Genomic DNA, 26230 nt, shown 5'->3' with positions numbered 1-26230 from the left:
TCCGTCGGTATTGAATGTATTGCTGTACTCGATGTATGGAACGTATCGATCCGTTCGGGGACGCGACCGACCGCTCCTCTACCGAAAGTGGGGGTAGCCGGATACCGGCTTAAAAACGACCGCACGACTGAGAGTCAGGCGTAGCCCCGCGAGCGCACAACGAGGAGTCCCATGCCGACGACACGGTCTACGGCGACCGCGGACGGTATCGACGTCGAGTACGAAGGCCACGGCGAGGGCCGCCCCCTCGTCTTGCTCCACGGCGGGATGGCCCCCAGAGAGTACTGGCGGCCCGCGATCCCGCACTTCGAGGCGTTCGCCGCCGTCGTCCCGCAGCGGCCGGGCTTCGGCACCTGCCTCGACGACCCCGAGGAGACCGGTCCCGACGAAGTACTCGACCGCGAGGTCGCGTACGTCCGCGCGCTCGTCGAGGACCTCACCGACGACGCGACGGACGGCGACGAGAAACCCGTCCTGCTGGGCCACTCCTTCGGCGCGCTGACGGCCATCGAGACGGTGCGGGCACTCACGGCCGACGGCGAGGGCGACGCGATCGACGCCGTCGTCGCCTACGAGCCCGCGGTCCTTCCCGAACCGTTCGCCGAACACGCCGACCTCGCCGACCGGATGCAGGAGCGCCTCGACGACGGCGACCGCGAGGGGGCGATGAAGCTGTACGTCGAGCAGGTCGTCTGCGCCGGCGCGGTCGACGACCTGGACGCCTGGCTGGCCGAGTGGCCGGTCTGGCCCGACTGCGTCGACCTGCTCGAAGAAGTGATCCGGATGAACCGCGCTGTCGAGCGCTACGAACTGCCCGAGCGCCTCGCCGTCGACGCGCCCGCGCTCGTCCTGACGGGGACCGACGGTCCGGAGTTCCTCCGCGAGAGCGCCCGGGCCGTCCACGACGCGCTCCCGTCGAGCCGCTTCGTCGAGTTCGACGGCGTCAGCCACTCCGGCCCCTCGGAAGCACCCGCGCGGACGACAGACGAAATGCGGGCGTTCCTCCGCGAGCGACGACTGGCTAGTCGGCAGTGAATTCGGAGTCGAGGTCCCCACGTCCGGCGACAGTCGAGAACCCGTGCTCTGGCAGTGACGCACTGACCGACGCTGCACTTTCGGCTCCAGGTCCGCCTCGGGCGAGGAGAGCCCCGTCCGGCTCCGTCACTCCTCGCCGATGTTGACGGTCAGGACGGGTGCAGGCGCGTTCGTCACGATCGTCTGGGCCGTACTCCCGAGCAGGTTCGACGTGTCGTCGCCACGCGTGCCCATCGTGACGAGGTCGATCCCCTCGTCCTCGACGTAGGCGATTATCTCGTCTGCCGGCTTTCCCCTCGTTATCGCCGTCGTGACCTCGATGTCCCCCGTTTCCAGTTGTTTCGACGCCGCCTCGACCGCTGTCTGTCCCTCCTGTCGGAGGTTCTCGATCACGTCGTCTTTCATCTCCTCGCCGAGCGTCAGGAACGCCCGGTCGTCGACGACGTAGAGGATGTGAACCCGCGCATCGCGACCCTCGGCGACCGCTCCGGTGTGCTCGAGGACGGTCGCTATCGGCTCGCTGCCGTCGGTCGGGACCAGGATTTCGTGATACATGTGTTCGATATCCGTCCAGTACGTACTCACCGCTTTCGATCTCGCTCGGACGGACGCCCAGCTCGAGGACCGGAGACATCGCACGCCGTCACCGGTATCTGTTGCCGGAGCGATCGGAGCCCGGGATCGGCCGCGACGATTCGCCGAACCCGGCGGCTATTTTTCCCGTCCGCTCGACGACACGCCCATGACCGACACCGTCGTCGCCGTCGTCTTGGCGGGCGGCACCGGGACCCGCCTCTATCCCGCCAGCCGGAGCGATCGCCCGAAGCAGTTCCTCCCGCTCGGAGGCGACCAGTCACTCCTGGCCGAGACCGTCGACCGCGCCGGCTTCGCCGACGAGGTGTACGTCCTCACGCGCCCGGACCTGGCCGACCAGGTCCGCGAACACGCCCCCTCGGCGGCCGTCCTCACCGAACCCGAACCGAAGGACACCGGCCCCGCACTGGTCTACGCAGCCCACCGTGTCCGCGAACAGGTCGGCGACTGCACGCTCGTCTGTCTCCCGAGCGACCACCACGTGACGGGAGACTTCGCGGGGACCATGACCGACGCCGCCGCCGTCGCCGCCGAGACCGGCTCGCTCGTGACCGTCGGTGTCGAACCGACTCGGCCGGAGACCGGCTACGGCTACATCAAGCCGGGCGAGGAGTCGGCGACCGCGAGCGGGCATGCCTACTACCCCGTCGAGCGGTTCACGGAGAAACCCGACCAGGGCGCGGCGATGCGCTATCGCCACCACGGCTACTACTGGAACGCCGGAACGTTCGCCTGGACGCCCGACGCCTTCCTCCGGGCGGCCGCCGACTCCGAACTGTCGCCCCTCGTCGACGCGCTCGACGCTGGCGACCCCCAGCGCGGGTTCGACGCCGTCGATCCGGTGAGCGTCGACTACGCGGTCATGGAGACGACCGACGACGCCGCCCTGGTTCCGGCGACCTTCGAGTGGGACGACCTGGGCGCCTGGGACGCCGTTTCCCGCGTCCTCGATACCGACGACGACGGCAACGCGGTACTCGGCGACGCGCTCACCGTCGACGCCGAGAACACCGTCGTCGCCACCGACGGCCACGCCAGCGTCGTCGGCGTCTCCGACCTGATCGTCGCCTCCTACGGCGACCGCACGCTCGTCGTGCCGAAGGACCAGGCCCAGCGCGTGCGCGACGTAGTCGACGAACTCGGGGACGACGACCTGTTCTGAGGGCGGACGGGTCCCGCTCAGACCGGCTCCAACCCGTCGACCAGCCGTCGGAACGCCGCGCCGTCGAGATACCGCGACGCCCCGGCGACGACGGCGTAGGTGACGCCGCCCTCCGTCCAGACCGCTTCCCACGCGCCGGCCGCTTCGGTCAGCGCCGCGTAGTGGACTCGCTCGCCGCGCAGGTCGACCGTCTCGCGGGTTTCGGCGGGCTGGTCGGCCGGCTCCGGCGGTACCTCGGGGCCGAGGTCGCTCTCGGGCGCCGCCGCGGTGATCCACAGGTGGTCGCTCTCGTTCCCCTCGTGGCGGTAGACCGCTTCGACCGCGTCGTGCTCCGGGAAGGTCACGGCCGAGTCGAGGGCGTACGCCGCGCCCGGGCCGTCGCCGCTCGGGACGAGCAGTCGCGGCTCCGCGTCGCGGAGCGCCACCGGCGAGCACGGGACGCTCTCGTCGTACGGTCGAGCGATCCCGTGGGCCCACAGCCCGTGGGGCACCCCCACCGCCGCACACCGGTAGCGAGCCCAGTAGCTCAGGCGGTGAAAGGGGATCTGCCGAATCGGAGTCGCCCCGCGGCCACCCGAATCGGAGTCGACCGCCGGCTCTAACCCGTCGAGCAGTCCCGCGAGTTCGTCGTCGTCGAACGCCCCCGCCAGCACGGACACCTCGACCTGCGTACGCCTCCGCTGGACGCAGGCGCCCCGGTTGTCCTTGTAGTCGGTCCCCAGGAAGCCGACGGCGTCGCCCGCGTCGACCGGCGTCGGGTCCTCGGTGCCCCACAGCGGCGCGACACTGGCGGCCGGTGGCGCCCAGTCGTAGCAGAACTGCTTGATCCGCAACTCGCGGCCCTCGCCCGCGACGACGGTCCGGACCGCCGACGGGTTCCCCTCGCTGTGGGGCGTCTGTCCGATATCCGCGGCGTCCAGTCCCTCGGGCCGCCCCGGCGGCTGTTCGGGTCGGATCGTCGTCTCGCTCATCTCGCAGTCGTCGGGGAGCCACCCCGGCTCGAACACGACGAAGTTCGCGCCGGCCTGCGCGTCCGAGGGGGTGGTCTCGCGGACGGGTTCTGCTGCGTCGGCGTCGGTCAGGCGGATCTCCGGGCCAGCAGTGCGCCAGTCGGTGCCGACGGTCGGTCGGTCGTCGTTCGCTCGCTCGTCGTCCATACTCGATCGGGGCGTCGCTGTCCGCAAAACTGTTCGCTGAACCGCATTTTTGTAAGAGAAGTGTACAATCCCGCCGTTCGCCGTCGCCGCCGGAACGCTCATACTTCCCCGGTGACAACCGCCGACCAGCATGGACCCGGCGGTTCGTTTCTGGCTGTTGATCCTCGCGCTCGCGGGGACGGTCTCGGCGGCCATCCTCCTGGTCGTCTCGGCGTTCCTGCCGGGGTCGATCCTCGGGACGGCCGACTCGGTCGGCTACGTCGTCTCGGTGTTCGTCGCCCTGATATCGCTGGGACTGCTCGTGTGGTCGCTGACCGCCGACAGCGAGCGGTCGGGCGGCTCGCCCGGGACGCGGTGACGATGGCCGACGGGTCGTCGCCCTGGTGGCCGCTCGGAGCCGGCCTCGGATTCGCCGTCGTCGCCCTTGCACTGGTCGGTGCGGCGTCGCTGGCGTCGGAGTACGGCACCTGGGGCGTGCGCGGACTGGCCACTATCGCGGCCGTGACCGTCGTCGTCGGCGCCGCCTGCTGGGCCGCGGTCGTCGAACGTCCCGGCGGCGGGTCGACCTCGCGGCGGGGCGCGGTCGCGGGCGCCCTGGTCGGACTGCTGGGCCCGGGAGCGTTCTTCGCGTTCTGGAGTCTCGCACGGAACGCGGCCGTCCTCGGGATCGATCCCCTGGGACGACTGGGCGCCGCGCTGTTCGTCGGACTGTTGGTCCCAGTGAGCGTCGCGCCGCTGACGCTCCCGCTGGGCGCCGTGGCGGGCTACCTGCTCGGACGCTCCCGCGAGGTGGCCGGGAACACCGAGAACGTTCCGCACAGCGTCGGTACCTGACCGACCGAACCCTTAGCTCCGCATCGTCGCGCCGTCGATGGGCAGCGCCACTCCGCTCACGTAGCTGGCGCGCGGGCTGGCCAGGAACGCGACCACGTCGGCCAGTTCCTCGGGTTGGCCCATCCGGCCCAGTGGGACGCCCTCGCCCCAGTCGGCGAGACCGGCCTCGTAGTCCTCGTACTCGCCGCGCTCGACGGCGTCGGAGATGAGTTCTTCCATCCGCGCGGTCTCGTGAGCGCTCGGGAGGACGGCGTTGACCCGGACCTCGGGCGCGAACTCCCGCGCCTGGGTCTTGACCATCCCGATGACCGCCCGGCGGACGGCGTTCGAGAGCACGAGGTCGTCGATGACCTCCCGGACGGAGCGGGAAGTGATCGCCGTGATCGAGCCCTGATCGGACTCGGCCAGGTAGGGGTAGGCGAACCGCGTCGTCCAGACGGCCGACATGACGAGCGTGTCGTAGGCGCCGTACCAGTCGTCGTCGTCCATCTCCAGGAACGCGCCGCTGGGCGGCCCGCCGGCGCTCATGACGACCTGGTCGATCCCGCCGAACTCGTCGGCGACCTGTTCGACGTACGCCTCGACCTCCGCGCGGTCGGTGAGGTCGACTTCGACGGCGAGCACGTCGCCGTCGCCCAGCGCTTCGAGTTCGTTCTCGGCCGATTCGAGGTGCGATTCCGTGCGGCCACAGACGGCCACGTCCGCGCCCTCGCGGGCCAGCGCCTTCGCGCTCGCGAGCCCGAGACCGCTGGAGCTGGCCGTCGTCAGTGCCGCGCTGTCGTCGAGTTGCAGGTCCATACGCGACCCCTGGGACCGGCCCCTCAAAGAACCGGGAGGTTTCGGATCGGCAGCGGGCGGACCTGGACCGGTCAGCCCCGCGAGAGCGCGGCGCGGTACCGGTCGCGGAGCGTCCCGGCCAGCCGCCGCTCGGTGGGCGTGAACCCGAGCAGTCCCAGCGTCGCCGCGTACGCCGCCAGCCCGCCGACGACCCCGACGGCGGGCGCCACCGATCCGGCGAGCGCGGCCTTCGCGCCCCAGGCGACGACGCCCAGCGGCACCCCGGCCGCGAGCGCCTTCCCGTGCAGCGGCGTGAACGGCTGGAGCCGTTCGAAGTGATAGAGGACGGCGACCTCCAGGCCGTTGTTCAGCGTCAGCATGAGCACGTAACTCGCCACGAGTCCCGAGAGGCCGAACCGTATCGTCAGCGGCACGGCGATCGCGGTCAGCAGGAGCGTGATACAGACGTTGACCGCGAGGTAGGGTCGCTGGTTGTCGGTCATCATGAGGAGGATGCCGACGCTGCCGGCGGCGCAGGCACCGACCTGCGCGAGGACGAACCCGACCAAAAGCGGTGCGTAGGGGACGAACGCCGGCCCGAACAGCGACATCACCGTCTCGCGGTAGACGATAACCGGCACGGAGAGACCGACGACGCCAACGAGGACGAGCCGACTGGTGACGTGGTAGAACCGCGAGAGCGCGGCCCGGTGGTCGTCCTCGTGGAGCGCGGCGGCGACCGGCGGGACGAACTGGTTGATCCCCATCAGCGGCAGCCGCACCAGCGACCCGACGACCATCCCGACCGCGAAGACGCCGCCGGCCACGTCCGTCAGGAACACGGCGATCAACGGATAGAACCCCAGCCGCTGGATCGTCGTCGCGACGCCACCGACGAACAGCGGTGCCGTGTAGCGGACGTACCGACGCCACACCGACCGCAGGTCGAGTACGCTGGCGTCGGCTTCGGCGTGCCGGGCGCCGTCGCCTCGATCGGTCTGGGTGCCGTCGTTCCCGGGGTCGCTCGTCCCCGTGTCGCTTCCCTCGCTCCGGAATCGCAGCCCGAGCCCGCGCTCGCGGACGAGCCACGCGGTCGCGGCGAGACCGGTCAGCCCCGAAATCGCGACGACGCCGACCGCGACGGCGACCAGATCGCCGTAGACGACCGTTCCGACGACGCCCACGAGCAACTGTGCGGCCGGGAACGCGACCCGGAGTGTGAGGTTCAGCGGGCCGACCTCCTCCAGCCCCCGCAGGATCTCGGCCGCGGTGAACAGCCACACCGTCGCCGGGAGGCCGACGGCGAACACTCGAAGGACCGTCTCGAACAGCGGCCGCTGGTCGGTGAGTGCGGTCACCGCGGGTGCGGCGAAAAACAGCGCGGCGCCGAAGACGGTCGCGACGGTCCCCAACAGCAGCCCGGCGACGGTGACGAGCGCGTCGCGCTCGGCCGGCGAGTCGGCGTTGGGCAGGAACCGGCTCAGCCCGCTGCGAAAGCCGAGCGCGACGTGCAACAGAAACTGCTGGAGCCGGCGGGCGACGGCGAAGACGCCGTAGGCGCCCGCTGCGAACCCGTTCGTCAGCACCGCGGTGAACGCGACGGTCAGCCCGCGCTGGAGGAGGATGCTCGGCACCGAGACGGTCGCACCGTGGGCGACCCGCTCTAAGGCGTCGTCGAGCCGCGCCTCGACCGGGTCGGCCGGCTCGTCGTCCGCATCGTCGGTCGAGCCCGTTCGACCGGCGGCCCCATCGAGAGTGGACCCGTCGGTGGCGGACTCGTCGGTCTCGGTTCCGTCGGCGACCGCTGGGTCGGAGACCACGGCGCTACGTTGGCGGATCCGACCGCATAAAACCGCTGAAACGGGTGAGAACGACTGTGAAATCGGCGACAGGTGGAGTCTCGGACGGGACCGTGAGCGGCGCGAACGGACCGAGCGGTGAGAACGGAGCGAACGGTGATACGACTGTCCAGGTTGAAGCGCCAGCCGCGATGGGAGCTACGAGCCCCAGAAGTTGTCGCGGCTACCGAGGCGCTCGCGGTCGGTTTCGTCGCTCTCTTCGGTCTCGTCGTCCGCCTCGTCGCCCTCGGTCTCGGCGTCTTCACCCTCCTCGTCGGGGTCGTCGGGGAGACGTTCGAGTTCGTCGGCGCGGGCGTGGTTCGAGCGGACCTTGGTTATCTTCACCTTCGCGCGAGCCGGCGGCAGGACGCCGTCGACCATGATGATGAAGCCGTCCTCGGTGCGGCCGACGCCGGCACCGCTCTCGTGGATGTCCTCGACGGTCACCACGACTTCCTGGCCGGGCTGGACGGGTTGACTCTTGAGGTCCTCGATCGGCTGATTGTAATGGTTACACCACTCGGCGCCGCCGCGGTCGCCGTAGTGCGTACAGCCCATCCCCTCGATGCGCTCCTGAAAACTGGGGCACTCGTCCGCGAGTGGACAGTCGGGCATGAGGCTCAGTTGCGCTGGGGCGAAGTAAACGCTTGCGCTCTGTCCGCCAGCACCCGAGATCGGCGTTTCGTGCAGCCGAACGGCCGTTCGCGGCCGCTGGTGTGGGCCCGTAGCCCCCGGTCTATCGCCCGCTGGTCCGACGCTTTCGGTCCGCTCGGGGCCACGAACCGCCTCAACCGTCCGGCCGCACGTCTTCGCCCGCGCCCTCCGCCCCGTCGGGGTCGATCCCGAGGGTGTTCCCCGTCTCGACGTGGGCGATCCCCTCGACCGCACAGACCGCGCCGACACGCTCGTGGCCGACGGTCGTCTCCAGCGTCCGGAACTGCAGTTCTTCCTCGACGGTCGCCCCCGCCGCCTCGGCGGCCGCGGCCACGTCGTCGACCGCCGCGTCGTCGGCGACTTCCAGCAGCAGCGTCACCGACTCACCCTCGACCGGGTCGTCTCGGATCGTCCGAACCGCCGGTGAGACGTACATGTCCACCTGTTCGACCGTCGGCGACGAAACCCTGCCGATCGCGGCGAGCGCCGACCGACGGCTCCGCGACGGTGAAACTGAAAATTAGTTCACTGTGTCCGAAAGTCGCGGGACCTTTCCGGGCCACGTCCCTACCGCGAGTCATGCGAGACACCAACCGACAGTTCCGCCTGGCGAAGCGACCCGAGGGGACACCGGGCCGCGACGTCTTCGACCTGGTCGAGACCGACGTGCCCGAGCCCGGGCCGGGCGAGGCGCTCGTCCGCACCCGCTATCTCTCGGTGGACCCGTACATGCGCGGTCGGATGAGCGCCGGCGAGTCCTACGCCGACCCCTGGGACGTTGGCGGCCCACTCCGGGGCGGCGTCGTCGGCGAGGTGGTCGAATCGAACGGCGCCGGCTTCGAAGCCGGCGATATCGTGACCGGCGACCTGGAGTGGGCCGACTACGCCACCGCACCCGGGACCGCCCTTCGCGAGGTCGACCCCGACCTCGGTCCAGTTTCGACCGCGCTGGGCGTCCTCGGGATGCCCGGCCGGACGGCCTACTTCGGCGTCCGCGAGGTGGCCGAACCCGGGCCGGGCGACACGTTCGTCGTCACCGGCGCGGCGGGCGCGGTCGGCTCGGTCGCCGGCCAGATCGCGAGTCTCGCGGGCGCTCGCGTCGTCGGGTTCGCCGGCTCGGCCGAGAAGGTCGCCTTCCTCGAAGACGATCTGGGCTTCGACGCCGGGATCGACTACAGCGCGATCGACGACTACGGCGCGGCGCTCGAGGAGGCGGCGCCCGGCGGCGTCGACGCCTACTTCGACAACGTCGGCGGGCCGATCACCGACGCCGTCTTCGACCGCCTGAACGTCGACGCCCGCGTCGCCGTCTGCGGCCAGATATCGCTGTACAACGCGACCGAACGGCCGACCGGCCCGCGCAAGCTCCCCGGCCTCGTCAGCAAGCGCGCCCGCGTCGAGGGGTTCCTCGTCAGCGACTTCGCGCCCCGGTTCGAGGCCGCGACCGAGCGGCTGGCCGAGTGGGTCGCGAGCGACGACCTCCAGTACCGCGAGACCGTCACCGAAGGGCTAGAGTCGGCGCCCGACGCGTTCCTCGGGCTGTTCGAAGGCGAGAACATCGGGAAACAGCTCGTCGCAGTCGGCGAACCGAAGCCCTAGCGCGGGGAACCGACGGCGCGTCGAGCGTCAGTCGTCGTGGCTGTGGTCGTGGTCGTGTGAGTGGCCGCCGTCGGAGGCGGCGTCGTTCGTCCCGGAGATGTCGCCCCCCGCCACGAGGGCGTCGTGGTCGCCCTCGATCATGTCCATATTTTTCAGGTTGTCCCGCTCCTCGAAGTCGGCGACGGCGTCCATCAGATCCTGCTGGGTGAGCGTCGTCCGCTCCTCGGTCAGCGCGTCGAGTACCGCCTCCCGCAGGACGAGTCGGAGGTCCGACCCGGTCAGCCCCTCGGTCTGGCGGGCGACCTCGAGCGGATCGAAGTCGTCGATCTCCATCTCGCGGGTGACGACCTGCAAGATGTCGGCGCGCATCTGGTCGTCCGGCTTGGGGAAGTTGACGATCTCGTCGAAGCGGCGCCACGCGGCGGCGTCGAGCTGGTCGGGGTGGTTTGTCGCGCCGATGAGCAGGACCTCGTGTTCGATGAGGCTCACTTCGTCGATGCTCTTGAGCAGGGTGTTGACGGCGCGCTTGATGGCGGCGTGTTCGTCGCTGGCGCGGGTCTTCGCGACGAAGTCGAACTCGTCCATGAAGAGGATACACGGCGAGAGGCGGGTGGCGACTTCGAACACCTTCTCGACGTTCTTGGCGGTCTCGCCGAGGTACTGGGAGGTGATCATCGACAGCTTCACCTCGACGAACGGGAGGTCGAGTTCGCTCGCGAGCGCGCGGGCGACGGAGGTCTTTCCGGTGCCCGGCGGGCCGACGAACAGCAGTTTCCCGATCTCGCGCAGGCCGATCTGGGCGAGGTAGTCGCGGTGTTCGATGGCCTTGACGATCTTGTGGATCTCCCCTTCCTGGTCGGCGGTGAGCACGAGGTCGTCCATGGTCATCTCGACCTCTTCGGGGGCGCGGATGTCGACCAGGTCGAGCATCTCCTGCTCGTCCTCGTCGTCCTCGTCGAAGTACTCTTCGAGGAGGTTGTCGATCCAGACCCGATCGGCTCGCACCGGGCGGTTCTCGGCGCGGGCGTGCTCGTAGTCCGCGCCGTCGACCGCCGCCTCGTAGACGCTCGCGAGGACGGGGTTGTCGTGGAGGCGGTCGGCGTCGACCCGGTCGAGGAACCACTCCTCGGCCATGTCCTCGTCGGTGAAGGAGATCGTGCCCGAGAAGTCGTCCCGGTCGGTGAACATCAGCCCGGAGATCGCCTCCCAGGGCCGGTCCACGTCGGTCGCCTCTCGGGCGGTCGTCGTCGTCGCCGAGAGCGGGCGCTCGATCTCCCCGTCGCTCCAGAAGACCGCCCGATAGTCGGGCGGTAGATCGTCGGCGTCGAGGTCGCGGTTGTCGCTGTAGGCCTGCGCCGTCAGCACGAACTCCACGACTGCAAGCTCCGGATCGCTCATTCCCACCGAGATTCGTCCCCCGACCGGATAAGTGTCGCGAACTGTCGTCGCCGTCCGAATATTGCCGGGGTCGTCGACTCCTATCGAGACAGACACGTCTCGCCACGTTTATGTCGCCGGGCAAACGACGGTGCTGACGAACCATGGACGAAGTCCTCGAAGTTGCGGAAGTCGCGGCCGACTTCGGACTAGAGGGCGTGTTCCGACTACTCTTGGGGCTCGTCGGGTTCCTGCTCGTCCTGGGCGGGCTCGGGCTGTGGCTCCTGACCGACACGGGTCTGCTCGTGCTCCCGGCGGTGTTGATGGTCGTCGGCGTCCTGCTGATGGTCGCCCCGGTCGTGCTGTTCGTCGTCGGCGACCTCCTGTGAGGACCGGCACGCGGACCGCCGTCGCGACCGAGTCCCGGAGAAACTCCGGGCGACGCGTCGCTCGTTTGTGAGGACTTAACACGACGCGGCACCACTCTGGAGCCATGAGTGACGCGACACCGGTCGTCGTGCAGGCGCGACGGACACCACAGGGCAAGGAGGACGGTGCCTTCGCGGACGTGCGCAGCGAGGACCTGTCGGTCCCGCTGGTGAACGAGATGCTCGCCGACACGGGCGTGGCGAGCGAGCAGGTCGACGACCTGCTGTGGGGCTGCGCCCAGCAGCGGGACGAACAGGGCAACAACGTGGCTCGGGTGGTGGCCCTCCTCTCGGATCTCGGCGAGTCGGTCCCCGCGGCGACGATCAACCGCTGGTGTGCCTCCTCGGCGGAGGCGATCATGCGCGCCGCCGACGCCGTCGCGGCCGGGCAACGCGACTGCGTCATCGCCGGCGGGGTGGAGTCGATGTCCCGCGTCGAACTCGGTCAGAACACCCACAACGTCCACCCGCGGCTCGCCGAACTGTACAACATCGGCGAGCTACAGATGGGGATGACCGCCGAGAAGGTCGCCGAGGAGTACGACGTCTCGCGGGAAGACCAGGACGAGTTCGCGCTGCGCAGCCACCAGCGCGCCGGCGAGGCCACCGACTCGGGTCGATTCGACGACGAGATCGTCCCGGTCGAGACCGAGGAGGGCACCGTCTCCGAGGACGAGGGCATCCGCCGGGACACCTCCCTCGAGACCCTCTCGGGACTGCCCACCGTCTTCAAGAGCGACGGGACGATCACGCCGGGCAACGCCTCCCAGATTTCCGACGGCGCCTCGGGGACGATGATCACCTCCCGCGCGTTCGCCGACGACCACGACCTAGACGTGCTCGCCGAGGTGGGGAATCACATGGTCGCGGGCGTCGACCCGACGATCATGGGCGTCGGGCCCGTCCCGGCGGTCCGCAAGCTCTGCGAGCGGACCGGCCGCGACACCGACGACTACGACCTGGTCGAACTCAACGAGGCGTTCGCGAGCCAGGCGCTGTACTGCCAGCGCGAGCTCGGCTTCGACGACGACATCTACAACGTCAACGGCGGCGCCATCGCCATCGGCCACCCGCTCGGCGCCTCCGGTGCCCGACTCCCGGTGACGCTGATCCACGAGATGAACGAGCGCGACGCCGACCTGGGACTGGCGACCGAGTGCGTCGGCTTCGGTCAGGGCGCGGCGATCGAGTTCTCGCTGCCGTAGCGTCCGCGCGCCCTCGGCGCGCGGTTCCCCGGTCGCGAGCGAGTGTAGCGAGGTGCGACCGAAGGGAGTACCTCGTTGCGAACGGGGAGCGGAGCGACCCGTGAGCCCAGCGAGCGAGGCGACCGGCTTTTTGCCCCATCTTTTTCGAGTCGAGCGGGACCTCCGGTCCCGCTGACCGTGCGAACGGGCGCGAAGCGCCCGTGAACAGAGAGCGGTATCCACAGCGAGCGCAGCGAGCGAGGATACCCGACGAGAAAAAGGTGGCAGCGGCGTGTCTATCGAGTTCTCGCTGCCGTAGCGTCCGCGCGCCCTCGGCGCGCGGTTGCCCGGTCGCGAGCGAGTGTAGCGAGGTGCGACCGAAGGGAGTATCTCGTTGCGAACGGGGAGCGGAGCGACCCGTGAGCCCAGCGAGCGAGGCGACCGGTTTTTCGCCCACGTTTTTCGAGTCGGGTACCCGCAGCGAACGCGCCGGTCGGAGACAGTCCGTTCGAGAGACTAATTCAGTATCGAAAAAATATTTACGTCAGTGGTGTGAGGTGTGGCGGTATGCTTTCGGCGCCGCTGGTGGGTGGGCCGATACTGGGCGCCGTGGCCGTCGCGTTCGGGTGGTACGCGTGGCGGTTGCGGGGGGTGCGCGGCCGGCCGGGGGGGACCGGGCTGGTCGGGATAGCGGCGTTGCTCGCGGTCGTGACCGCGGCCGCGTCGCTGGTGATCGGGCTCGGACTACCCGCGTCGGCGCTCTCCCCGCTGACGCAGATCGCCGTCTTCGGCGGGGCGGTGTGCTGGGCGACGTTCGTCATCGCCTACACGGGACGTGAGGGCGGCGGCCGAACGGTCTTGGCCCTCACGCTGGTATTCCCGGTGGTCGGGCTGTTCGGCGCGCTGGTGCGGCTCACGCCGGTGTTGCCGCTGACCGAGTCGGTCGAGACGGTGGGGCCGGTGTACATCCTCCTCACCTCCGTCCCGAGCGCGGCGTCGTGGGGGATCCTGATCGGACTGTCGCTGCTGGTCGTCTGGGACTCGACGCGGTACAGCTCGTTCGGGCGGTCCCGTGGCCTCGCGCTGGCGCTCGTGGGTCTCTCGGTCGTCGGCCTGCCGTTGGTCACCTCGGCGCTGGAACTCGCGGACACGATCACTATCGAGACGGGGACGGTGGTCTCCCAGACGGTGATCCTCGCGGCGCTGGCGGTCGCCGTGGCGGTCGGGCGACCCTATCGGTCGCTGCCCATCGCGGAGGCGATCGGCCGCGCGGCGATCGTCTCGAACCTCAACGACGCGGTCGCCGTCGTCGACGGCGACGCGCGGATCGTCGACATGAACCGGTCGGCCGAACAGGTGTTCGAGCAGTCGCTCGAGGAGGTGGTCCGCGAGCCGCTGTCGGCGCTGGTCGACGACGACCTGCTGGGGCCCGACGGACTGCCGACCGAGTCGACGATCCCCTTCGAGGGACCGGCCGGGAAGCGCTACTTCGACGTGTCGGTCTCGCGGGTGCGCCGCGACGGGGACGTCGATGCGGGCTACGCGGTGGCGCTGCGGGACGTGACCGACGAGCGCATCCGCGGCCAGCGCCTGGAGGTCCTCCAGCGGGTGCTCCGACACAACGTGCGCAACGACATGACGGCGGTGTACGCGATGGCCGACGTCGTCGCCGACGGCGGCGACGAGGAGGTCGCCGAGCGGCTCCGCGAGACGGCCGACTCGCTGGTCGACGTGAGCGAGCGGGCCCGTGCCGTCGAGGAGAGCATGTGTCTGGAGCCGGCCACCGACGCGACGGCCGACGTGGGGTCGCTCGCGTCCGACGTCGCAGCCATGCTCGGCGAGCAGGGCCACGACCTGTCGGTCGCGACCGGCGGCGACACCGAGGTCAGTCGGTCGCCGAAGCTGGTCGCGTCGATCTGCGAACACCTGCTGTCGTACGCGACCGGCAACGCGACGGGGCCGGTCGCCGTGACCGTCGAGCGCGACGGCTGTTACGTCGACGTGACCGCCGAGAGCGACGACCGACTCCTCCTCGAACAGGACGCGACGGCGGTCACGAACGGCGGGGAGACGCCGCTCGAACACGCCAACGACCTGGACGTCTGGGCGGTCTCGTGGGGCGCCGAGCGGCTGGGCGGCGAACTGCTGGCCGACTACGAGCGCGGCCGGTGCGTCGGGATCCGGATCCCGGTGGAGTGACCGGGGCGGTGGAGTGAGCGCGGACGGCCCGCGGGGACGCGAGCCCGCCGACCGACGGGGCGTCAGTCCGGGTTGACGAACTTCATGCCGTCCTGCACCGACTCGCGACGCCCGAGGAGGGTGATGCGGTCGCCGAGTTCGACCACGTGGTCGGCGGTGGGTACCTCGGCGTCGTCGTGCTTGCCCTCGCTGACCAGTGCGATCAGACAGGCCGCGGGGAGCATCGGGCCGATCTCGCTGACCGGTTTGCCCGCGACCTCCTCGCTCGTGACCTCGACCTCCTGGACGTCGCCCGAGCGGCCCACGTCGGTCATCCAGTGGGTGATAGCGGGGCGTTCGATCTGGTTGTCGATGGCCCAGGCCGTGGCCATCGACGAGGAGATAGTGCGCACCCCGAGGTCCTCGAAGGCGTCGACGTTGTCGGGATCGTTCGCCCGCGCGATGACGTTCTCGACGTCGAACTTCGAGCTCGACAGCTGCGCGACCAGCAGGTTCGCGTCGTCGTCGCCGGTCGCGGCGACGACCGTCTTGGCGTTGTCCGCGCCGGCCTCCCGGAGGAGTTCGGTGTCGGTGCCGTCGCCGATGATAGCGGTGTATCCGGCGTTGCGGACCGACTCTGCGACTGACTCGTCCTGCTCGACGATGACGACGTTCTCGCCCCGGTTCTCCAGCCGTTCGGCGAGCGACCGGCCGACCCGGCCGCCGCCGACGATGATGACTCTCATGGGTATGACGTTCAGGTAGCGCGCGACGTAGCGCGCGAGGCCGCCCTCGAAGACGGCCGTCAGCAAGATCGCGAGAAAGACCGTCCCCAGGAGGACGTTCGCCTCCCGGACGAGCCCGGCCTCCTGGAACTGGACCGCGAAGAGTGTCGCGACCGACGCCGGGATGATCCCCCGCGGGCCGACCAGGCTCATGAACGTCCGCTCCTGGCGGGTGAACCGGTCGCCGGCGGTCGACAGAAACACGAGTACCGGGCGGATCACCAGCGCGATCGCGGCCACGACGACCAGCCCGCCGAGACCGACCTCGGCCAGCGCCGCGGGGTCGAGCAGCGCCGCGAGCCCGATGAAGACGAACGCCAGAACCAGCAGCGTCAGGTCGCCTTTGAACGCCTCGATCTCCGCCTCGTAGGGCACGTCGGCGTTGCCGAGCAGGAACCCCGCGGTCGCGGCCGCGGCGACGCCGGCCTCGGTCGCCTCGAAGTTCGCGGCGGCGAACGCGACTAGCGCGCCAGCGAGCACGAGCAGGCGGGCGTTGCGCGGCGCGTCGCCCGGCGAGAGGTCGACGTACCGCAGCAGGTAGTAGACGGCGCCCGCGACGACGACGCCGAACAGCAGTCCGACCCCGAGTCGGACGACGAACCCCCGGACGATGTCGTTGCCGGCCGTCTCCGGGAGGACCGTCTGGAAGAAGACGACGGCGAGGATGGCCGCGGTCACGTCGTTGACGATACCCTCGAACTCCAGGGCAGTCGCCACCCGGTCGCGCACCGGGACGATACTGAGGATCGGCGTGACGACGGTCGGCCCGGTCGCGACCAGCAGGGACCCGATCACCAGCGAGAGGTTCCAGCTCACGCCGAAGACCAGCCGCACGGCCACGGCGGTCCCGGCCAGCGCGACGACCGCGCCGACGGTGACCAGCCGCAACGCGGCCTTCGGCGCCGTCCGGATGCGTTCGACCTTCAGGTGAAAGGCGCCTTCGAAGACGATGATCGCGACGGCGAACCCGACGACCGTCGAGAGGGCGCCGCCGAACGTCTCCCGCGTGATGACCTCCAGCCCCGGCTGGCCCAGCACCAGCCCGGCGACGATGTAGAAGACGATGGCCGGCACCTGAAGACGGTCGGCCAGGATCTGGGCCAGCACCCCGACGGCGATGACACCGGCAACCAGCAGGAGCAGCGTACTCTCGGCCATTCGTCTCCGCTGTCGGTTGCCGTACATAAAAGCACATCCACTGGCCGCGCCCCCGTCCGTCGGGCCGTCTCGACCCTCCGAGCGGTCGGGGCGTCGCTCCGCGGAGAGACAAACCTCTTTGCCGTCGGCCCTGGCCGTGTGAGTGATGGCCGACGCCGACCCCGAGTCGCCGACGAGCCGCAAGACGGAGTCCGAGGAGAGCGTCCCCGAGACGGGCGAGGTCGTGCCCGGTCGGTTCTCCTCGGACGAAGTGTTCCAGCGGATCGTCGCCGACGCCGACCACGAGATCACGTCCGGCTTCCGCGAGCTGTTCTTCAGCGGCGTCGCCGGTGGGTTCGCGATCACGATCACCTTCCTGTTGTACGCCTCGCTGTCGGCGTCGACCGAGTCGCCGGTGCTGGCCGTGTTGCTCTACCCGCTCGGATTCGTCTACATCATCATCGGCGGCTACCAGCTCTACACCGAGAACACGCTGCCGCCGGTCGCGCTGACCCTTGAGCGGCTGGCCAGCCTCCCGGCGCTGGTGCGCCACTGGCTGATCGTCCTCGCGGGCAACTTCGCCGGCGGCGCCGTCGGCGCGGTCGTGCTCGCCTACGGCGGCGTCTTCGAGCCGGCCGCCGCGGAGTACGCCCTCGGACTCGCACAGAACGGCGTCGAGACGCCGGTCACCGCCCTCTTTTTCAAGGCCGCCTTCGCCGGGCTGATCGTCGCCGGCGTCGTCTGGATGGACTTCGCAGCTCGGGACACCATCTCCCGGATCGCCGTCGTCTACATGGCGTTTTTGGCGATCCCGCTGGGCAACCTCTTCCACGTCGTCGTCTCCTTCACCGAGGTGGTGTACACGATGCTGGCCGGCGACCTCGCGCTGGTCGTCGGGCTCACCGAGTTCGTGATCCCCGTCCTGCTGGGCAACACGCTGGGCGGCATCCTGCTGGTCACGGTCGTCAACTACTACCAGACCAGCGAGCGCCGCCTGGAGATCGAGCAGTTCGAGAACGTCCGACGGCTGTCGGTCCGGGAGATGCTGCTGGGCAACCTCGCCGGGCGGTCGTACGTGCCGCTGGTCGACACGCTGGAGGAGTTCGTCCGCGACCCCGACTCCTACCGGATCCTCGTCCCGATCGCGAACCCGCGGACCGAGACCCGGCTGGTCGAGTTCGCCTGTGCACTGGCGAGCACGCGCGAGAAAGGCACCGTCCACGCGCTCCACATCGTCCAGGCACCGTCGAATCGTCCGCTCGACGACGGCGACCGCACCCGGATCACCCGGGAGTCCGAGCGGCTCATGGCGGATCTGGAACAGCAGGTCGACCGCGAGGACGTGGCCTTCGAGACGTCGACCATCGTCTCCTCGCGGTCGTTCGAGGAGGTGTTCGACCGGGCGCGGCGCACCCGCCCGGACCTGGCGTTGATGGGCTGGGGACAGGGTCGCCTGTGGAACGCCGCCCGCGCCGAGCGCCCGCTGGACGAGCTGACCAACCGCCTGCCCTGTGACTTCCTCGTCGTCAAGGACCGCGGACTGGACTGCTCGCGGGTGTTGCTGCCCACCGCGGGCGGCCCGGACTCGGACCTCAGCGCCGAGGTCGCACGCGCCCTCCGGACGGACGCCGGGGCCGAGGTGTCGCTACTGCACGTCGTCGACGGCCCCGACGAACGCGAGGCGGGCCAGCGGTTCCTCGAGCGGTGGGGCGCGGCGCACGACCTGGGCGACGCGGCCGCGATCGTCGACGACTCCGGGGACATCGAGGCGGCGATCGAGGCGGCGGCCGACGACCACACGATGGTGTTGCTCGGGGCGACCGAGCGGGGGATGATCTCGCGGCTCGTCACCGACTCGCTGCATCTCGACGTGGTCAACGACGTCGACGCGTCCGTGCTGTTCGCCGAACGACCCACCGACCGGCCGCTGGTCGACCGGCTGTTCGGGAGCGGGCGACGGGACAAGAGCGGCGAAGGGTCGGACAGGTGAGGCGACGGGGCGACCGAACGGCCCCGCTCAGAAGACGACCCGTTCGAAGAACCGACGGACGAGTCCGGGCTGTGCCGACTCGTGGGAGTACACCGTTATCTCCGTGCAGGTCGGCGGCCGGGTCTGCTCGCGGTCGAACAGCGCGCCCCGGAGCCGGTGGTCGGCGCCCCGCCGGATCCTGAGGTCGGGCCGGTCGGAGCCGCCGTCGGTGGCCGGGTCGGAGGGCGTCCGGACCGGGACCGACAGCAGTTCGGCCAGCCGCTCGCGGTACTCCTCGATGGTCCGCTCGCGCTGCGCGGGGCTGTCGTCGGTCTCGGGGTAGCCGAGACACACCTCGCTGCCGTTCTGGGTCGCGATCGCTTCGGTGACGGCGACCTGGTCGGGGTCGAACGGCCCCCCGTCGCCGACGAGTTCGATCAGTTCGGGCCGGTCGTACCCCTCGTCGTGGACGAGCAACACGTCACAGGGGGCGTGGCGAACCACCCAGTCGATGGGGTCGCCGACGAGGCGCGACCGCAAGCGGAGCCGCTCGTGCTCTGCGAGGACCGTGTCGACGCGGCGGTGCTCGGCGAAGTTGACGATCGCGTGTTTCGTGTCGTGGCTGACGATCTCGCCCACGTCGACGTCGACGTCGAGGTCGACCGCGAGGTCGTCGGTCTGCTCCTCGAAGCGGACCTCCGCGGGCGATTGGGTCTCGGTCGCGGTCTCCAGGGGCGCCTGGTCGGGCACCTCCTCGAACCAGACGACGACGACCCGACCGTCGTGAGGCCGGACGACGTCGGCGGCCATCCGCAACAGTGCCGCCTCGCGCTCGCGAGACACCTCCGAGGTGAGCGCGACGAGGACCTCGTAGGTCTCGCCGGTCATGGCGTCCTCGGTCTCGGCGAGGACGTCCTCGCCGACCCGGCGGCGGACCACGTCCGTCGCCGCGCCCTCGCGCTGGACCCGCGGGCGGGCGTAGGCGGCGTACCACACGGCGCTCCCGACCGTGATGACGACCGCGCCCAGGATCGCCGTTCCTCCCATCTGCGTGATGAGCACGAGCCCACCGAGGACGCCGAACACCTGCGTCCACGGGTACAGCGGCGACTCGAAGCTGGGGTCGTAGTCGGCCTTTCCCTTGCGGAAGGCGACGATGGTGACGTTGATCAGGATGAACACGAGGATCTGGAAGGCGCTGGCGAGCTTGGCGATCTCGCGGATCGGGACGAAGGCGATCAGCGCGAGCAACACCGCGCCGGTGAGCGTGATCGAGGTCGCGGGCGTCCCGAAGCGCTCGCTGACGGCGGCCAGCGACTCGGGGACCAGGCCGTCGCGCGCCATCGCGAAGGGGTATCGCGACGAGGAGAGGATGCCGGCGTTGGCCGTCGAAACCAGGGCGAGGACGGCCGCGACGACGACCGCGCCGACGCCGAGCGTGCCGACCGTTACCCGGGCGGCGTCGGCCACGGGAACGTTCGAGTCGGCGACCACGCCCGCGTCGGTGACGCCGACCATGATCGCGACGATCAGCACGTACAACAGCGTCGTGAACCCGAGCGACCCCAGGATGCCCAGCGGGATGTTCCGGTCCGGGTTCTCGACCTCCTCGGCGATACTGGCGACCTTCGTCACGCCGGCGTAGGAGACGAACACGAGCCCGGTCGCGGCCAGCAGCCCGCCCGCGCCGTCCGTCAAGAACGGCTCGAAGTTCGCCTGCTGGACGCTCGGCGCGCTCCCGAGGACGAACCACGACAGCGCCGCGAGCATGATCGTCACGATGACGACCTGCAGGCGGCCGGTCTGTTTCGCCCCGAAGAGGTTGACGAGAATGAGCAGGGCCGCGAGCGCGAGCGCGACGGGCTTGACCGGCAGGTCGAAGGCGATCAGCAAGTAGGGGACGCCACCGACCAGGGCCAACCCGCCCTTGAACGCCAGGGAGAACCACGTCCCGACGCCGGCGATCGTTCCGAGCAGCGGCCCCATCCCGCGCTCGATGTAGATGTACGTCCCGCCGGCCTCGGGCATCGCCGTCGCCATCTCCGACTTCGAGAGGGCGGCCGGCAGCACGAGCACGCCCGCCAGCAGGTACGCGAGCACGACCGACGGCCCCGCGGTCTCCAGCGCCAGCGCCGGGAGGATGAAGATACCGCTCCCGATCATCGCGCCGATGCTGATCGCGAGTACCGTGGGGAGGCCCAGGTCGCGTTCCAGCGACTTCATCTGGCCGCGATCCCGCCCGTGCGGTCTCGTCGCCGCAGTTCGCCCGCGAGCGACGGACTCGGCGGTCCGTCGGGTCCGAACGCGGGGTGTCGACACCGGGGTCGAGAAGCGTCCCAGTCGGGACTGGTGGCGACGGTCACTGTGTTCTCGCGTGGGTCGTAGGTGGCTGTCCCGATAAGCGTACGGATCGGCGCAGGACTGACGTGACCGCCGTTGGACGCGCGGAACGCCTACGGCGAGACCGTCCAGTCGTGGCCACACTCCGGACAGGAAACCGCCAGTGTGACCGCGCTCTCGCTCCCGTGGCACCTGTCGGTGTGTTCGACGCCGGCCCTCCCGTAGTTCGGGCAGAGCGCCGTCACGGGTCGCGGCGGTTTGCTTCCGACTGAGTGCCGAGCGTGGGCGACGCCGGCGGGTTCACGACGACCGAGAGACGGCGAGGTCGTCGGCGGCTTCGACGCGATTCGTGGCGACGTCGTAGTCGAGCACACCCAGGTCATCCATCCGCGGCAGGTGGACGTGGTGAAGCGAGACGGCGACCCGTTCGGTCGCGTCTTCGCCCGGAGTCGCCGCATCCGTCTCGCGGGCGGCGACCCACTCTGCGAGGTCCGCGAGTGCGACCGGCTCCTCGCGGTCCACGAGCGCCTCGAGGACCACGCGGCGCCGCTCGACCGCCAAGAGGTCGTGGCGCTCGTCTGCGCAGAGGTCGATCACGGCTCGGTCGTCGTCCGTCGTTTGGGGTGTGGGCTGGGACATCTGTGGTCTCCGTCGGGCGTACCAGTACCGACTCCTCCCGCCCCGGTAAGGGATCGCTAGAAGTAATTAGGTCCGCCACTCCGCGGATGGGGGAGCGACGCTGTCAGGGCCACCGGCGGCGTAGTTTCGTTCGATATCGCGATACGGATCGGCTACTGATCCGTCGCGATCGGTCGGCGGCTCCGCCGGCGGAAGGTTGTAGTGGTGGCCGACCCTCGATGTGGTAATGGAATCGCACGGGCTGACAGAGAGTCTCCGGGAGACGCTCGCGGCGTTCGACGGGGGCGGGGAGCCGCGGACGACGAGCGAGGTCGCCGACCGCCTCGATCTGGGTCGGCGGAGCACGTACGACCGGCTCGACCGGCTGGTCGAGGCCGGTCACCTCCGGACGAAGAAAGTCGGGGCGAGCGCTCGCGTGTGGTGGCGGATCCCGGATCCGGTCGTCACCGAAGCCGCGGAGCCGGACTGGCCGGCGGCGGCGGAGTCGCTCGTCACCGACGTGTTTCGGACGGTCGACGTGGGCGTGCTCGTCCTCGACGCCGACTGCGAGGTGCGGTGGGTCAACGACGCCGTCGAGCGCTACTTCGGGCTCGACCGGGCGGACGCGATCGGTCGGGACGAACGGGCCCTGCTCGAGGAACGGATCGCGCCGGTCGTCGAAGACGCCGAGGCGTTCACCGACCGAGTCCGCTCGACGGACGACGAGGCCGTCGGCGAGGAGCGCTTCAAGTGTCACGTCACGCCCACCGACGGCCGCGAGGAGCGATGGCTCGAACACCGGAGTCGGCCGATCGAGTCGGGCGCCTACGCGGGCGGTCGGGTGGAGCTGTACGTGGACGTGACCGAGCGCAAGCGGGCGGAGCTGACTCGGCGCGACCGGCGCGACCAGTTCGAGTCGCTCGTCGACGCCGTCGAGGAGTACGCGATCTTCCGCCTGGACGCCGACGGCCGCGTGCAAACGTGGAACCCGGCCGCGACACGCCTGAAGGGGTACGACGCCGAGGCGATCGTCGGGGAGGAGGTCTCGACGTTCTACACCGAGGCCGACCGCGAGGCGGGGGTCCCCGAGCGGAACCTCGCGGCGGCGGCCGAGCGGGGCTGGATCGAGGACGAGGGCTGGCGCGTGCGAGCCGACGGGACGCGCTTCTGGGCGAACGTGACGCTCACGGCGATCTACGACGACGACGGCGACGTCGAGGGGTTCGCGAAGGTCACCCGCGACATGACCGAGCGCCGCGAGTTCGAGCGACGGCTCCAGCGCGAGCGAGACCTGCTCGAACGGGTCTTCGACGCCATCCCGGTCGGGGTCGCCGTCCTCGACGGAGACGGCGAGCCCGTCAGGATGAACGACCGGACCAGGCGACTGCTCGGGATCGAGCCCTCGGCCAGTCTCGAATCCGGCACCCTCCCCGCGGGCACCGTCTTCGACGAGGACGGCGAGGCGGTCCCGCCGGGCGAGCGGCCCTACGAGCGGCCGCTCCGGACGGGCGAGCCGGTCAGAGACTGGGTCGGTCGGTTCGACCTCCCGGACCACGGCGAGCGGTGGCTCTCGATCGACGCCGTCCCGCTGACCGACGACGACGGCGTCTCTCGCGTCGTCGTCTCCGCGGAGGACGTGACCCAGCTCAAGACGCAGGCCCAGCGGCTCGAACGCCGTCGAGCGGACCTGGAATCCGAGCTCGACGAGGTGCTCGAACGGATCGACGACGCGTTCTACGCGCTCGACGAACGGTGGCGGTTCACCTACGTCAACGACCGGGCCGCGGAACTCCTCGACCGCGACCGGCACGAACTCGTCGGTCGGAACGTCTGGGACGCCTTTCCGGCGGCCGTCGGGTCGACCTTCCAGACGCACTACGAGCGCGCCCGGGAGACCGGCGAGTCGGTCGCCTTCGAGGCGTACTTCGCGCCACTCGAGGCCTGGTTCGAGGTGTCGGCCCACCCCTCCGAGAGCGGCCTCTCGGTGTACTTCCGCGACGTGACCGAGCGCAAGGCCCGCGAGCGGGAGCTCGAACGCTACGAGCGGATCGTCGAGACGGTCGACGACGGCATCTACACCGTCGACGAGGACGGCCACTTCACGCAGGTCAACGAGACCTACGCGGCGATGGTCGGCAGTGACCCCGAGTCGCTGGTCGGCGACCACGTCTCGACGGTCGTCGACGAGGAGACGATGGCCGCGGCGAAGCGGCTGGAAGACGCCCTCGCGGTCGACGAGCGGGCGACGGCGACGCTGGAGGCGACGCTGACCGGCCCCGACGGCGAGGCGTGGATCGGCGAGGCGACCTTCTCGCTGATGAACGCCGACGCGGGCCCGGACGGGGTGGTCGACTCGGGCCGCGAGCGTATCGCCGTCGTCCGCGACATCACCGAGCGCAAGGAGCGCGAGCGCGAGCTCGAACAGTACGAGCGGATCGTCGAGACGGTCGACGACGGCATCTACGCGCTCGACGACGACGGGCGGTTCGTCCTCGTCAACGAGGCGTTCTGCGAGCTGCTGCGCTACGACCGCGAGGAGTTGCTGGGGCTGGAAGCGTCGGCGATCTACGACGAAGAGTACGCGCCCGTCGTCGAGGAACGGGCCGAAGCGGTCGCGGCGGACGAACGCGAGGCGGCGACCATCGAGTTCGAGCTCCACCGCGAGGACGGCACCGCCGTCCCGGTCGAGACACGCTTCGAGCCGTTCCCCTACGGCGACGGCACCGGTCGCTGTGGCGTCGTCCGGGACATCTCCGAGCGCCTCGAACGCGAGCGGGAACTCCAGCGGCGGATCCGCCAGCAAGCGGTCGTCACCGACCTGGGCCAGCGCGCCCTCGAAGAGCGCGATCTGGACGCGCTGATGGCCGAGGCGGTCGAGGAGGTCGCGACGACGCTCGGGGACGACTACTGCAAAGTGCTCGAGTTGGACGAGGACGGCGAGCAACTGCTGCTCCGCCAGGGGGTCGGGTGGGACGAGGGGCTCGTCGGCGAGGCGACCGTCTCGGCGGTCGCCGAGGGTTCCCAGGCGGCGTACACGCTCCGGTCTGGTGACCCGGTCGTCGTCGAGGACCTGCGGAGCGAGAACCGGTTCGGCGGCCCGGACCTGCTGTGCGACCACGACGTTCGCTCGGGGATCAGCGTGGTGGTCGAATCGTCGGCGGGGCCGTGGGGGATCCTCGCAACCCACGACACCGAGTCCGGGAGTGTGTCCCGGCAGGACGTGAACTTCGTCCGGTCGGTCGCGACGGTGCTGGCGACGGCGATCGACCGCAACCGCTACGAGGAACGGCTCGTCCACCAGCGCGAGCAGTTGGCGGCGCTCAACAGCCTCAACGAGGTCGTCAACGGGATCACCGACGCCGTCGTCGACCAGTCGACCCGCGAGGAGATCGAACGGACGGTGTGCGAACACCTCGCCGCGGCCGATTCCTACCGGTTCGCCTGGATCGGCGAGGTCGACACTGCCGACCGGACCGTCGAGGCGCGCGCGAAGGCCGGGACCGACGGGTACCTCGACGGGATCACGATCTCCGTCGACCCGGACGACGAGCGCAGCGGCGGCCCGACCGGCCGCGCGTTCCGCACGGGTGCGGTGCAGGTCACCCAGGACGTCCAGACCAGCGACAGCCACGACCCCTGGCGCGAGCGCGTCGACAGCTACGGCGTCCGGTCGTCGGCGGCGATCCCGATCGTCCACGAGGGGACGACCTACGGCGTCCTGAACGTCTACGCCGGCCGCCCCGACGCCTTCGAGGCCCAGGAGCGGGCCGTTCTGGCCCAGCTCGGCGAGGTCGTCGGCCACGCAATCGCCGCCGCCGAGCGCAAGCAGGCGCTGCTCTCGGACGAGGTGGTCGAACTCGAGTTCCAGATCACCGACTTCTTCGAGGTGCTCGACCTCCCCGAGCAGCCCGAGGGGCGGTTCTCGTTCGACCACGTCGTCTCCGTGGCCGACGACGAGTTCCTCGTCTACGGGACGACCTCGCCCGAGGCGGTCGGCACGCTCGGCGACCTCGTCGAACACCACCCCCACTGGACCGACGTGTCCTTCCAGGAGGCCGACGCCGAGCGCGACGGCGAACGCGGCTTCGAACTCCGGATGGTCGAACCGCCCGTCCTGTCGACGCTCGCGTCGCTCGGCGGCTCCGTCCAGGGAGCCGTCGTCGAGGACGGCGATTACCGGATGGCGCTGCACGTCTCGCCGAACACGGACGTGCGCCGCGTGATCGACGCCGTGACCGAGGCCTACCCCGAAGCGGAGATGCTCCGCCGCCAGCAAGTGACCACGGACGACGCCCGCGCACGTCCGACGCGGTCGCTGCTGGAAGGACTCACCGACCGCCAGCGGACCACGCTCGAAGCCGCGTATCACGCCGGCTTCTTCGAGTGGCCCCGCGACGCCTCCGGCGAGGACGTGGCCGAGTCGCTACAGGTCTCCCCGCCCACCTTCCACCAGCACCTCCGGAAGGCAGAGGGCAAGGTGTTCGGCGGCCTCTTCGATGGAAACGCGGACTGAACGAGGGACCGCGACAGGTCCAGCGGCGGATCGTCCGCTCCCGCCCGGCGA

The 26230-nt window shown here is 70.2% G+C and carries 20 protein-coding genes; 10 read left to right on the top strand and 10 right to left on the bottom strand.

All coding sequences use genetic code 11. From position 1 onward, the window contains the following. Window positions 1–171: 171 nt before the first annotated feature. Window positions 172–1035, top strand: coding sequence for an alpha/beta fold hydrolase (locus I7X12_RS12225; RefSeq protein ID WP_198060362.1), 864 nt, complete (start codon window positions 172–174; stop codon window positions 1033–1035). A gap of 126 nt (window positions 1036–1161) precedes the next feature. Here the strand turns inward: I7X12_RS12225 and I7X12_RS12220 are convergent, their stop codons facing one another. After that, the gene (locus tag I7X12_RS12220) at window positions 1162–1590 is read right to left on the bottom strand and encodes a universal stress protein (RefSeq protein ID WP_198060361.1); all 429 of its coding nucleotides are present in this window, start codon (window positions 1588–1590) and stop codon (window positions 1162–1164) included. Window positions 1591–1777: 187 nt separating this feature from the next. On the opposite strand from I7X12_RS12220, the gene I7X12_RS12215 reads away from it, so the two are divergent. Beyond that, window positions 1778–2791, top strand: a complete 1014-nt coding sequence (locus tag I7X12_RS12215) for a mannose-1-phosphate guanylyltransferase (protein WP_198060360.1) — start codon at window positions 1778–1780, stop codon at window positions 2789–2791. A 17-nt stretch (window positions 2792–2808) separates the two neighbouring features. Here I7X12_RS12215 and I7X12_RS12210 read toward each other — a convergent pair whose 3' ends face one another. After that, complete coding sequence (locus I7X12_RS12210) at window positions 2809–3948, bottom strand: hypothetical protein (RefSeq protein WP_198060359.1); 1140 nt, start codon at window positions 3946–3948, stop codon at window positions 2809–2811. Between the two features lie 130 nt (window positions 3949–4078). Between I7X12_RS12210 and I7X12_RS12205 the strand changes: the two genes are divergently transcribed. Both I7X12_RS12205 and I7X12_RS12200 read left to right on the top strand, forming a co-directional pair. Next, a complete protein-coding gene (locus I7X12_RS12205) occupies window positions 4079–4306 on the top strand; it encodes a hypothetical protein (RefSeq protein WP_198060358.1) in 228 nt (75 codons plus the stop codon). After that, on the top strand, window positions 4252–4782 hold the full coding sequence (locus I7X12_RS12200; RefSeq protein ID WP_198060357.1) for a hypothetical protein: 531 nt from the start codon (window positions 4252–4254) through the stop codon (window positions 4780–4782). Before I7X12_RS12205 ends, I7X12_RS12200 begins: the two co-directional genes overlap by 55 nt. Before the next feature lie 12 nt (window positions 4783–4794). Here I7X12_RS12200 and I7X12_RS12195 read toward each other — a convergent pair whose 3' ends face one another. The 4 genes from I7X12_RS12195 to I7X12_RS12180 all read right to left on the bottom strand — a co-directional run bounded on the left by I7X12_RS12195 (window position 4795) and on the right by I7X12_RS12180 (window position 8487). After that, window positions 4795–5580 (bottom strand): SDR family oxidoreductase, encoded by a 786-nt coding sequence (locus I7X12_RS12195; protein ID WP_198060356.1) that lies wholly within the window; start codon window positions 5578–5580, stop codon window positions 4795–4797. Between the two features lie 71 nt (window positions 5581–5651). Further along, window positions 5652–7379, bottom strand: coding sequence for a lipopolysaccharide biosynthesis protein (locus I7X12_RS12190; RefSeq protein ID WP_198063941.1), 1728 nt, complete (start codon window positions 7377–7379; stop codon window positions 5652–5654). A gap of 177 nt (window positions 7380–7556) precedes the next feature. Next, window positions 7557–8012, bottom strand: a complete 456-nt coding sequence (locus I7X12_RS12185; RefSeq protein ID WP_198060355.1) for a TRAM domain-containing protein — start codon at window positions 8010–8012, stop codon at window positions 7557–7559. Window positions 8013–8184: 172 nt separating this feature from the next. After that, a complete protein-coding gene (locus tag I7X12_RS12180) occupies window positions 8185–8487 on the bottom strand; it encodes a hypothetical protein (protein WP_198060354.1) in 303 nt (100 codons plus the stop codon). Window positions 8488–8630: 143 nt separating this feature from the next. On the opposite strand from I7X12_RS12180, the gene I7X12_RS12175 reads away from it, so the two are divergent. Next, complete coding sequence (locus I7X12_RS12175) at window positions 8631–9650, top strand: NADP-dependent oxidoreductase (protein WP_198060353.1); 1020 nt, start codon at window positions 8631–8633, stop codon at window positions 9648–9650. A 27-nt stretch (window positions 9651–9677) separates the two neighbouring features. On the opposite strand, the gene I7X12_RS12170 is transcribed toward I7X12_RS12175, so the two are convergent. Further along, on the bottom strand, window positions 9678–11048 hold the full coding sequence (locus I7X12_RS12170; RefSeq protein WP_198060352.1) for an ATP-binding protein: 1371 nt from the start codon (window positions 11046–11048) through the stop codon (window positions 9678–9680). A gap of 143 nt (window positions 11049–11191) precedes the next feature. Between I7X12_RS12170 and I7X12_RS12165 the strand changes: the two genes are divergently transcribed. The 3 genes from I7X12_RS12165 (at window position 11192) to I7X12_RS12155 (ending at window position 14838) form a co-directional block, all read left to right on the top strand. Next, window positions 11192–11416, top strand: a complete 225-nt coding sequence (locus I7X12_RS12165) for a hypothetical protein (protein WP_198060351.1) — start codon at window positions 11192–11194, stop codon at window positions 11414–11416. Between the two features lie 104 nt (window positions 11417–11520). Further along, window positions 11521–12660 carry a thiolase family protein gene (locus tag I7X12_RS12160; RefSeq protein ID WP_198060350.1) on the top strand — a complete coding sequence of 380 codons (1140 nt, stop codon included), beginning with the start codon at window positions 11521–11523 and terminating at the stop codon, window positions 12658–12660. Between the two features lie 546 nt (window positions 12661–13206). Further along, a complete protein-coding gene (locus I7X12_RS12155) occupies window positions 13207–14838 on the top strand; it encodes a PAS domain-containing protein (RefSeq protein WP_198060349.1) in 1632 nt (543 codons plus the stop codon). A 62-nt stretch (window positions 14839–14900) separates the two neighbouring features. On the opposite strand, the gene I7X12_RS12150 is transcribed toward I7X12_RS12155, so the two are convergent. Continuing rightward, complete coding sequence (locus I7X12_RS12150; RefSeq protein ID WP_198060348.1) at window positions 14901–16760, bottom strand: cation:proton antiporter domain-containing protein; 1860 nt, start codon at window positions 16758–16760, stop codon at window positions 14901–14903. Between the two features lie 145 nt (window positions 16761–16905). Here I7X12_RS12150 and I7X12_RS12145 point away from each other — a divergent pair, with 145 nt between their 5' ends. Further along, complete coding sequence (locus tag I7X12_RS12145) at window positions 16906–18729, top strand: formate/nitrite transporter family protein (protein ID WP_198060347.1); 1824 nt, start codon at window positions 16906–16908, stop codon at window positions 18727–18729. A 27-nt stretch (window positions 18730–18756) separates the two neighbouring features. Here the strand turns inward: I7X12_RS12145 and I7X12_RS12140 are convergent, their stop codons facing one another. Together I7X12_RS12140 and I7X12_RS12135 are read right to left on the bottom strand one after the other, a co-directional pair. Beyond that, window positions 18757–20931 (bottom strand): amino acid permease, encoded by a 2175-nt coding sequence (locus I7X12_RS12140; protein WP_198060346.1) that lies wholly within the window; start codon window positions 20929–20931, stop codon window positions 18757–18759. Between the two features lie 417 nt (window positions 20932–21348). Continuing rightward, complete coding sequence (locus tag I7X12_RS12135) at window positions 21349–21645, bottom strand: DUF7344 domain-containing protein (protein WP_232342811.1); 297 nt, start codon at window positions 21643–21645, stop codon at window positions 21349–21351. Window positions 21646–21913: 268 nt separating this feature from the next. On the opposite strand from I7X12_RS12135, the gene I7X12_RS12130 reads away from it, so the two are divergent. Further along, a complete protein-coding gene (locus tag I7X12_RS12130; protein WP_198060344.1) occupies window positions 21914–26179 on the top strand; it encodes a PAS domain S-box protein in 4266 nt (1421 codons plus the stop codon). Window positions 26180–26230 lie beyond the last annotated feature (51 nt).

Origin of the sequence: Halosimplex litoreum (genome assembly GCF_016065055.1) — an archaeon.
GTDB classification, from domain to species: domain Archaea; phylum Halobacteriota; class Halobacteria; order Halobacteriales; family Haloarculaceae; genus Halosimplex; species Halosimplex litoreum.
Note: the sequence above shows the minus strand (reverse complement) of the source record. Positions and strands in the feature narration are given on the sequence as shown.

Excerpts from the sequence above, each read along its gene's own strand:
- I7X12_RS12205 (WP_198060358.1), top strand. The coding sequence starts at position 4,079 with ATGGACCCGGCGGTTCGTTTCTGGCTGTTGATCCTCGCGCTCGCGGGG.
- I7X12_RS12220 (WP_198060361.1), bottom strand. The coding sequence starts at position 1,590 with ATGTATCACGAAATCCTGGTCCCGACCGACGGCAGCGAGCCGATAGCG.
- I7X12_RS12145 (WP_198060347.1), top strand. The coding sequence starts at position 16,906 with ATGGCCGACGCCGACCCCGAGTCGCCGACGAGCCGCAAGACGGAGTCC.
- I7X12_RS12180 (WP_198060354.1), bottom strand. The coding sequence starts at position 8,487 with ATGTACGTCTCACCGGCGGTTCGGACGATCCGAGACGACCCGGTCGAG.
- I7X12_RS12155 (WP_198060349.1), top strand. The coding sequence starts at position 13,207 with ATGCTTTCGGCGCCGCTGGTGGGTGGGCCGATACTGGGCGCCGTGGCC.
- I7X12_RS12175 (WP_198060353.1), top strand. The coding sequence starts at position 8,631 with ATGCGAGACACCAACCGACAGTTCCGCCTGGCGAAGCGACCCGAGGGG.
- I7X12_RS12160 (WP_198060350.1), top strand. The coding sequence starts at position 11,521 with ATGAGTGACGCGACACCGGTCGTCGTGCAGGCGCGACGGACACCACAG.
- I7X12_RS12150 (WP_198060348.1), bottom strand. The coding sequence starts at position 16,760 with ATGGCCGAGAGTACGCTGCTCCTGCTGGTTGCCGGTGTCATCGCCGTC.
- I7X12_RS12215 (WP_198060360.1), top strand. The coding sequence starts at position 1,778 with ATGACCGACACCGTCGTCGCCGTCGTCTTGGCGGGCGGCACCGGGACC.
- I7X12_RS12210 (WP_198060359.1), bottom strand. The coding sequence starts at position 3,948 with ATGGACGACGAGCGAGCGAACGACGACCGACCGACCGTCGGCACCGAC.
- I7X12_RS12225 (WP_198060362.1), top strand. The coding sequence starts at position 172 with ATGCCGACGACACGGTCTACGGCGACCGCGGACGGTATCGACGTCGAG.
- I7X12_RS12185 (WP_198060355.1), bottom strand. The coding sequence starts at position 8,012 with ATGCCCGACTGTCCACTCGCGGACGAGTGCCCCAGTTTTCAGGAGCGC.
- I7X12_RS12170 (WP_198060352.1), bottom strand. The coding sequence starts at position 11,048 with ATGAGCGATCCGGAGCTTGCAGTCGTGGAGTTCGTGCTGACGGCGCAG.
- I7X12_RS12195 (WP_198060356.1), bottom strand. The coding sequence starts at position 5,580 with ATGGACCTGCAACTCGACGACAGCGCGGCACTGACGACGGCCAGCTCC.
- I7X12_RS12130 (WP_198060344.1), top strand. The coding sequence starts at position 21,914 with ATGGAATCGCACGGGCTGACAGAGAGTCTCCGGGAGACGCTCGCGGCG.
- I7X12_RS12140 (WP_198060346.1), bottom strand. The coding sequence starts at position 20,931 with ATGAAGTCGCTGGAACGCGACCTGGGCCTCCCCACGGTACTCGCGATC.
- I7X12_RS12165 (WP_198060351.1), top strand. The coding sequence starts at position 11,192 with ATGGACGAAGTCCTCGAAGTTGCGGAAGTCGCGGCCGACTTCGGACTA.